The following is an 8,244-nucleotide window of genomic DNA, read 5'->3' on the forward strand; positions in this document are numbered from 1 at the left end:
GCCTTCAGGCGCGCCTTCTCGCCGGATTCCTCCTGCTTCAGGCGCGCATCCTTCTGCTCGAGCCACGAGGAATAGTTGCCCTTCCACGGAATGCCATGGCCACGGTCGAGTTCGAGAATCCACTCGGCCGCGTTGTCCAGGAAGTAGCGATCGTGGGTGATGGCCACCACGGTGCCGGGGAAGCGCTGCAGGAAGTGCTCCAGCCACTCGACCGACTCGGCGTCCAAGTGGTTGGTCGGTTCGTCGAGCAGCAGCATGTCGGGCTTGGACAGCAGCAGGCGGCACAGGGCCACGCGGCGCTTTTCACCACCCGACAGGTTCTTGATCGTGGCGTCCCAGGGCGGCAGGTTCAGCGCGTCGGCGGCCAGTTCCAGCTGCAGGTCGGAGTTTTCCGAACCGCTGGCGGCGATGATGGCTTCCAGCTCGGCCTGCTCGGCGGCCAGGGCATCAAAGTCGGCGTCCTCTTCGGCGTAGGCGGCGTACACCTCTTCCAGCCGGGCCTTGGCCTTGAGCGCACCGCCGATGCCTTCTTCCACCGCCTGGCGCACGGTCTGGTCGGGGTTGAGCTGCGGTTCCTGCGGCAGGTAGCCGATCTGGATGCCCGGCATGGCGATGGCTTCGCCCTCGATCTCCTTGTCGATGCCGGCCATGATCTTGAGCAGCGTGGACTTGCCCGAGCCGTTGAGGCCGAGCACGCCGATCTTGGCGCCCGGGAAGAAGCTGATGGAAACGTCCTTCAAGATCTGCCGCTTGGGCGGCACGGTCTTGGTGACACGGTTCATGGAGAAAACGTATTGGGCCATGGCAGTCGGTGGGGGTGAAAAGGGGGGCGCAGCAGCCCGTGGGGCTGACCGGCGGCACGATTCCCGGAACAGGGAAGGCCGGCGCCAAAAACGTCAATTATCGCCGGGCGGCGTGACTGGCGACGGGTCCTGCGTGTTGCGCAGCGCCTGCAGGGCCACCGCGTCCAGTGCGTGCTCGACCACGCCCCCGGTGGAGACGAGGCGCAGCGCGTCCTGCCCCAGCAGGCGGTCCAGCGTGCGCCGGGTCATGGAATGGGCCAGGCCTTTGGACGAGATGAACATATAAAGACCGCCGCGCGGACTGGTCCAGGTCAGCTGCGCGCGCACCCATTCGCCCTGCACTTTCAGGTCCACCCAGGCTCCGGTGCCCAGGTCGGTGGGCGCCAGCGGCTCCAGCGGCATGGGGCCGGACGCGGCCTCCACAAACCCAGCGTCCTGCGCGGCCTGGCCGGCGATCCAGAAGGTTTCGGGCAAGGTTTCGTGGGGCGCCTCGTGTGCCTGGCCGGTCACCTCAGCGGACTGTTCGGCGTCACCCGCGGGGTCTGCTGCGGTGTCCACCGGGGCCACCTCAGGCGCAAGCTCGGGCGCCACCACGTCGTTCAGCTCGACGAACGGGACTTGGGTCAGCGTGGGCAGGTCAAAGGCTTTTTCGTGCAAGGCCACCAGCGCGTCCAGGAAGGCCCCGGTCAGCTCCACCGGGTAGCCGATGCGGTCCAGCCCCTGGCGCAACTGGCCCACCAGGCGGGGCACCAGGCGCCCCAGCCGGTCCACGTCGCGGCGGATCAGCGCCGGCTGCACGCTCCAGATCAGCTCGTCGGCCACGCCGTCCAGGGTCTCGGCCGCTTCGCCCGCGGGCGCCGGCGCCAGCCGTGCCTCGGCCACGGCCTGGGCCCAGGGGCCGGCCAGAAAGCGCTGCACGAACTCGGGCACGTCCTTGCCCTGCCAGCGCTGCTGGTGCTCGGCCGCCAGCCGTTCGGCCAGGGTCTGGCGCTGCTCGGCGTGCAGCAGGGCGCGTGCGGCGTCGGCACGGCGCTCCAGCTTGCGGGCATCGTCCTGTTGCCAGCGCTGGCGCAGCCGTTTGAGCAGCCGGGCAAAGATTTCTTCGGACACCTGGACGCGGTTGATGGAACGCACCGCCGCGCTGACCGACTGCAGCAATTCGGCAAAGCCTTCGTCGGCGTGGCTCTGAAAGCCCAGACTGCGCTGGGTCAGCGCTTCGAGCAGTTGGCGCGCCGGGTGCAGGCGGTCGCTGAAGAAGCGCGGCTCGGCCTGCGACAGGCGGATCAGCGCCGGCTCCAGCAGGCCGATCTGCTGGCGGATCGCCGGCAGCAGGCGTTCGTCGTGCGTCAGGTGCTCCAGCATCAGGCGCACCACCTCCTGGCCCAGCAGGCGGCCCAGGTGCTGGCCGCTGACCACCGGCAGCTCGGGCAGCTCGGGCAGCTCGGGCACCCCGGCCGCGGTGGCCGCGTCGGGCTCGCCCGCGGCGCGCGCCGGGCGCTGGCGCAGCCGCTGCAGCAGCGGCTCGATCAGGTCCAGGTCTTCCAGCGCCGTCAGCGAGGCCGGCACCGTGTGCAGGAAGGCAGGCTCGCCGGACGCCGGCGCGTTCAGGTCACCGGCCAGCAACTGGCGCAGCCGGCCCAGCGTCAGCAGCGTGCGGCCCACCGCCTGGCTGGGCGGCTGGTCCGGCGCCTGGCGCGCGTGCGGCGCCTGCAGCGGCTCCACGCCGTGCGCCAGCAACCACTGGATCAGTTCGCGGTAGACCTGCCGCAGGCTCTCGCCCAGCATGCTGGCCACGGGCACGAACAGCGCACGGCGCTGCGGTTCGTCGGGCACATGCTGAACCATCAGCGCCCGCAGGGCGGCCGCGTAGGCGCGGGGCCGCAGCGGATTCAGGTCGGGCTGCACTGTCAGCCAGCCCATGAGGTTGCTCACCAGCGCGTTCAGCCGCGGCAGCAGGTCGGCCGTGGGTGCGAGCAGGGCCTGTTCGGCGGTGGCGAATTCGATGCTGGCGTTGATCTGCTGGTCATCCAGCCGGTGCAGGTCGTCAAAGCGCACCGTGGGCTGTGCCAGGGCATCGGCGCCCTGGCCGTGGTAGAGCACCTGGCGCAGCTGGCGGCGCCAGTCGCGCTTGAGCGCATCGGCGTTGGCGATCAGCTGCTCGACCAGGGTCTCGTCCAGCAATTCCAGCCCCAGCGGCAGCGGGCCCTGGCGGTCCGGGTCGCAGGCGGGCGCCAGGCCCACCAGCAGTTCGTCGATCATGCTGTCGGCCACCGACAGCGCCGCCTCCAGCGTGTGCTGCAGCGTCGGGCGCAGCCGCCCCGTGTCGTTGGCGACACCGGAACGGATCAGCTGGGGCGTGTGCAGGACGGCGGACATGGGATATCGCTGGGGAAAACCATTATCAAATCGCCCCCGACCAGTGGGCCCCGGCAGACGGCCAGCGGCGGCTGCGAGCAGACAGGCTGCAAGCCGTGCGACAATACGACCCGTTCGGGCACTCCAGTCGGCCCGGCACCAGCGATCACGCTGGGGCGTTCACAGCACACCAAGTGGCGCCCATCCTTGAATCCATCTGCCCGTTCTGGCCCTCTGGCACCTTGCCTGGGGGAGTGGCCGATGCCCCCAGCGCCCTGGACGGGCGCCCCAACTGCCAATGAACTTTGAAGACCTGAACCTGGCCCCGGCCATCGTGCAAGCTGTGCGCGAGCACGGTTACGAAACCCCCACCCCCATCCAGGCCGAGGCGATCCCCGCCGTGCTGGCTGGGCGCGATCTGCTCGGCGGTGCCCAGACCGGCACCGGCAAGACCGCTGCCTTCACCTTGCCCATGCTGCACCGCCTCTCGCAGGGCGAGCGCGGCAAGAGCCGCTTCGGCGGCGTCGCCATCCGCGCCCTGGTGCTCACGCCCACGCGTGAACTGGCGGCCCAGGTCGAAGAGTCGGTGCGCGTCTACGGCAAGCACCTCTCGCTGACCTCCACCGGTGTCTTCGGCGGCGTGGGCATGAACCCGCAGATCAACGCCATGAAGCGCGGCGTGGACATCCTGGTGGCCACCCCCGGCCGCCTGCTCGACCTGCAGGGCCAGGGCTTCCTGGACCTGTCGCAGGTGCAGATCCTGGTGCTGGACGAAGCCGACCGCATGCTGGACATGGGCTTCATCCACGACGTGAAAAAGGTGCTGGCCCTGGTGCCCAAGGACAAGCAGAGCCTGCTGTTCTCGGCCACCTTCAGCGATGAGATCCGCGACCTGGCCAATAACCTGCTCAAGGACCCGCAGAGCATCCAGGTGACCCCGCGCAACACCACGGTGCAGCGCATCACCCAGGTGATCCACCCGGTGGGCCGTGGCAAGAAGAAGGCCCTGCTGGTGCACATCATCAACCAGCACAACTGGAGCCAGGTGCTGGTGTTCACGCGCACCAAGTTCGGCGCCAACAACGTGGCCGACTTCCTGACCAAGAACGGCATCAAGGCCATGGCGCTGCACGGCAACAAGAGCCAGGGTGCCCGCACCCAGGCGCTGGCCGACTTCAAGAGCGGCGACATCCGCGCCCTGGTGGCCACCGACATCGCGGCCCGCGGCATCGACATCGACGAGCTGCCGCACGTCGTGAACTACGAGATCCCCAACGTCAGCGAAGACTATGTGCACCGCATCGGCCGCACCGGTCGCGCGGGCAAGAGCGGTGAAGCCGTCAACCTCGTGAGCCTGGACGAAGAAGGCTTCATGATGGACATCGAGCGCTTCACCAAGCAGCAGATCCCGGTGGAAATCTTCCCCGAGTTCATGCCCGAGCCGGGTGAGAAGGCCGAGCCCATCGCCATGGGCCGCCAGACCATCTGGGGCGGCGCGGGCAAGCCGCCCAGCCGCGACGTGATGGCCGCCGCGGCCAAGGCCGCGCGCCAGGAAATGATGACACGCATCCGCGAGAAGAAAGCCACCGAAGGCCAGCCCAAGGCCCGTGGTGGCCAGCGCCCCCAGGGCGGCGGTCAGCAGGCCAGCGGCGAGGAAGGCCAGGAGCGCCCGCCGCGCCGTGACAACGCCGGCGCTGGCAACGGCCAGGGCCCCCGCGCCGACCGTGGTGAAGGCGGTGGTGGCCGCAACCGCAACCGCAACCGCCGCGGCGGTGGTGGCCAAGGCCAGCAGGCCCAGGGTCCGCAACAGGGCCAGGGCCCGAACGCCGGTCAGCGCAACGACCGCCCGCCGCGCCAGGACCGTGGTCCGCGCCCGGAACGCGACTTTGAAGACGGCGACCGCGCCGAACGCCAGCCCGGCGCCAACGCCCACCTGGGCAGCCTGCGCATTCGCGACCCGCGCCCCCGCGCGGCTGCGCCCGGCGGCCAGCCCGACCCGCTGCGCACGGGCATCGACTCGATGCGCGCCGGCAAGCGCAGCGGCGGTGGCAACAACAAGAACCGCGGCGGCAAGCCCGGTGGTGGCAACGGCGGCCAGCCCGACCCGCTGCGCACCCGCTTTGGCCACATCGGCTGACCACGCGCATAGACGCATCCCAGCAAGCGGACTTCGGTCCGCTTTCTTTTTGGGCCGCACCATTAAGTGATCACTAAGTCTTGATGCGAACAATGCGAAGCGTCACAGGGGCACCGCCTCTGGACTCCATCCAAAGGAAACCGAAATGAACAAGCTGCTCGTCGCTCTGATCGCCTCCCTGACCGTGTTCGCCGCTGGCGCCGCCACCTCCACCGCCGCCGTGACCCCGGCCGCTCCCGCCAAGGCCGCTGCTGCCCCCGCCGCCGCTGCCGCTCCGGCCGCCGCTCCCGCTGCTGCTGCTCCGGCCGCCAAGGCCGAAGCACCCAAGAAGGAAGTGAAGCACGCCAAGAAGGCCAAGAAGGCCAAGGAAGAAGTCAAGGCTGAAGAAAAGAAGTCCTGATTCCAGGCGCTTCTGATCCAAAAAGGCGGGAGTGATCCCGCCTTTTTTTTGTTTCAATCGCAGGAACAACTGCCCCACACCGCCACCGACCATGAAACTCCTGCTCGCCGAAGACGACACCATGCTGGGCACCGGCATGGACAAGGCCCTCACGCAGGCCGGCTTCACGGTGGACTGGGTGCGCACCGGGCAGCACACGCTCAGTGCTCTGGAGATGGCCGGCTACGACGTGGTGCTGCTGGACATTGGGCTGCCCGACATCGACGGCCTGCAGATCCTGCAGCGCATGCGCCAGCAACGCCAGCACACACCGGTGCTCATGGTGACCGCGCGCGACGCGGTGAGCGACCGGGTCGCGGGCCTGAACCACGGCGCCGACGACTACCTCACCAAACCGTTTGACCTGGACGAGCTGGTGGCGCGCATCCACGCCCTGGCCCGGCGCCAGGCGGGCCACGCCCACCCCAGCCTGCGCCTGGGCCGGCTGGAGCTGCGACCGATCGAGCGCACGGTGCTGCTGGCCGACCAGCCGCTGGCCCTGTCACCGCGCGAGTTCGACCTGCTGCACGCGCTGATGCAGAAACCCGGCGCCGTGCTGTCGATCGAACAGCTGGAAAACAAGCTCTACGGCTGGGGGCAGGAGGTGTCGAGCAACGCCATCGAGGTGCACCTGCACCACCTGCGCCGCAAACTGGTGGAGCCCTGGATCCGCAACGTCCGCGGGGTGGGCTACAAGCTGGTGGAAGTGCATTGAACTCGATCCGCTCGCGCCTGCTGCTGTGGCAGATCTCGGCCCTGCTGGTCACGGCAATGGTCGTCAGCGCGCTGACCTACCGCCTGGCGCTCAAGGGCTTCAACGAGCTCCAGGACGACGGGCTTGAACAGATCGCGCACACCGTCCTGCGCCACGACGAGACGCCCGTGCCAGCGCCCACCGGGCGCGCACCGGCCGACCCGGCGCCGACCTACACCACCGGCAGCGACGGGGCGGTGATGGAGGCGGACAGCCCGCTGGTGGCACCGGCGGACGGCGAGCCCGATGAGGGCCGCTTCGTCAGCCAGATCTGGAGCACCAAGGGCGAGCTGATCTACGCATCGGTGCTGGACGATGGCCCGCCGCTGCAGCCGCCCGGCTTCCATTTCGTGGTCTGGGGCGATCACACCTGGCGCGTGTACACCTTGCCGCGCGAGACCCGCACCGTGCAGGTGGCCATGACCCGCCACGACCGCAACCAGGGCACGGCGTCGCTGGTGCTCTGGCTGCTGCTGCCCATGGCGCTGCTGGTGGTGCTGCTGGGCGTTCTGATCCACGAAGCGGTCTCGCGCGCCCTGCGGCCGCTGGACCAGCTGCGGCGCGACATCGGGCAGCGCGAGGTGGCCGAGCTGCACGCCGTGTCGCTCAACGACCTGCCCGACGAGGTCGCGCCGCTGGCCCACACGCTGAACCAGCTGCTCGAACGCCTGGACCAGCTGCTGGCCGGACAGCGCCGGTTCCTGGCCGACGCCGCACACGAACTGAACACGCCGCTGGCGGCCATCAAGCTGCAGGCCCAGCTCGCCCGTCGCGCGCAGGCGGGCGAGCGCCAGACCGCCCTGGACGATCTGGATGCCGGCATCGAGCGCGCCATCCACCTGGCCGCCCAGCTGCTGCAACTGGCGCGGCTGGAACCCGACCAGCGCCAGCCCACGCACGAAGCCGTGCGGCTCGACGCGCTGGTGCGCCAGGCGGTGGCGGCGTTTTCCGCAGGGGCCGACGCGCGTGGCACCGATCTGGGGGTGGTGCAGGCCGATGCGGCCACCCTCGTCGGAGACCGCGCCGCCCTGCGTGCCCTGCTGGACAACCTGCTGGACAACGCGCTGCGCTACACGCCGCCCGGTTCGCGCATCGATGTGAGCCTGCGCCAGGACGCCGACGCGTTGCTGCTGGAGATTGCCGACAACGGCCCCGGCATCCCCGCACCGGACCGTTCACGCGCCACCGAGCGCTTCGTGCGGCTCAACCAGACCGATGCCACGGGCAGCGGACTGGGGCTGGCGATCGCGCGCGAAACCGCCGCCCTGCACGGCGGCACGCTTCAGCTGGACGACACGCCCGGCGGCGGGCTGACCGTGCGGGTGCGGTTGCCACTCTCATCGCCGCCGTAACCCACGCCTGCGTGCAACGAGCCCCCGGCGCTGACCTGCACCGCGCAGTACTTGAACTCCGGGATCTTGCCGAAGGGGTCGAGCGCCGGGTTGGTCAGCAGGTTGGCCGCGGCCTCCGCGTAGGCGAAAGGGATGTACACCGTGCCCGGCGGGGTGCCGTCGTCGCGCCGGGTGCGCAGCGCCACGCTGCCGCGGCGCGAGCGCACCGTCACCACGTCGCCCGCCTGCAGGCCCAGGCGCTGCAGTTCGGTGCCGCTCAGGCTCACTGTCGGGTTCGGCTCGACCGCGTCCAGCACCTGGCTGCGGCGCGTCATGCTGCCGGTGTGCCAGTGTTCGAGCTGCCGTCCGGTGATGAGCACCCAGGGGTAGTCGGCATCGGGTCGCTCGGCCGCGGGCTTGAAGGC

Annotated in this window: 7 protein-coding genes; 4 read left to right on the forward strand and 3 right to left on the reverse strand. The window is 69.8% G+C overall.

What is annotated here, in order from left to right; translation table 11 throughout:
* Both ACR2JA_RS18535 and ACR2JA_RS18540 read right to left on the reverse strand, forming a co-directional pair.
* A partial coding sequence (locus tag ACR2JA_RS18535; protein ID WP_434010543.1) for an ATP-binding cassette domain-containing protein occupies positions 1-803 on the reverse strand: 803 nt, incomplete at its 3' end.
* A 93-nt stretch (positions 804-896) separates the two neighbouring features.
* Positions 897-3,179: a DUF1631 family protein gene (locus ACR2JA_RS18540; protein ID WP_434010544.1), complete on the reverse strand. Its 2,283-nt coding sequence runs from the start codon at positions 3,177-3,179 to the stop codon at positions 897-899.
* Positions 3,180-3,456: 277 nt separating this feature from the next.
* Between ACR2JA_RS18540 and ACR2JA_RS18545 the strand changes: the two genes are divergently transcribed.
* From ACR2JA_RS18545 to ACR2JA_RS18560, 4 genes are all read left to right on the forward strand, one after another.
* A complete protein-coding gene (locus tag ACR2JA_RS18545) occupies positions 3,457-5,295 on the forward strand; it encodes a DEAD/DEAH box helicase (RefSeq protein WP_434010545.1) in 1,839 nt (612 codons plus the stop codon).
* A gap of 145 nt (positions 5,296-5,440) precedes the next feature.
* The gene (locus tag ACR2JA_RS18550; RefSeq protein WP_434010546.1) at positions 5,441-5,695 is read left to right on the forward strand and encodes a hypothetical protein; all 255 of its coding nucleotides are present in this window, start codon (positions 5,441-5,443) and stop codon (positions 5,693-5,695) included.
* A gap of 91 nt (positions 5,696-5,786) precedes the next feature.
* Positions 5,787-6,449, forward strand: a complete 663-nt coding sequence (locus tag ACR2JA_RS18555) for a response regulator (RefSeq protein ID WP_434010547.1) — start codon at positions 5,787-5,789, stop codon at positions 6,447-6,449.
* Complete coding sequence (locus ACR2JA_RS18560) at positions 6,446-7,840, forward strand: sensor histidine kinase (RefSeq protein WP_434010548.1); 1,395 nt, start codon at positions 6,446-6,448, stop codon at positions 7,838-7,840. Before ACR2JA_RS18555 ends, ACR2JA_RS18560 begins: the two co-directional genes overlap by 4 nt.
* On the opposite strand, the gene ACR2JA_RS18565 is transcribed toward ACR2JA_RS18560, so the two are convergent.
* Positions 7,771-8,244 (reverse strand): molybdopterin dinucleotide binding domain-containing protein (locus ACR2JA_RS18565; protein WP_434010549.1); only part of this gene is annotated, 474 nt, incomplete at its 5' end. The genes ACR2JA_RS18560 and ACR2JA_RS18565 overlap by 70 nt on opposite strands.

Source organism: Hydrogenophaga sp., from assembly GCF_051007235.1.
In the GTDB taxonomy this organism is placed as follows: domain Bacteria; phylum Pseudomonadota; class Gammaproteobacteria; order Burkholderiales; family Burkholderiaceae_C; genus Hydrogenophaga.

Excerpts from the sequence above, each read along its gene's own strand:
- ACR2JA_RS18540 (WP_434010544.1), bottom strand. The coding sequence starts at position 3,179 with ATGTCCGCCGTCCTGCACACGCCCCAGCTGATCCGTTCCGGTGTCGCC.
- ACR2JA_RS18545 (WP_434010545.1), top strand. The coding sequence starts at position 3,457 with ATGAACTTTGAAGACCTGAACCTGGCCCCGGCCATCGTGCAAGCTGTG.
- ACR2JA_RS18550 (WP_434010546.1), top strand. The coding sequence starts at position 5,441 with ATGAACAAGCTGCTCGTCGCTCTGATCGCCTCCCTGACCGTGTTCGCC.
- ACR2JA_RS18555 (WP_434010547.1), top strand. The coding sequence starts at position 5,787 with ATGAAACTCCTGCTCGCCGAAGACGACACCATGCTGGGCACCGGCATG.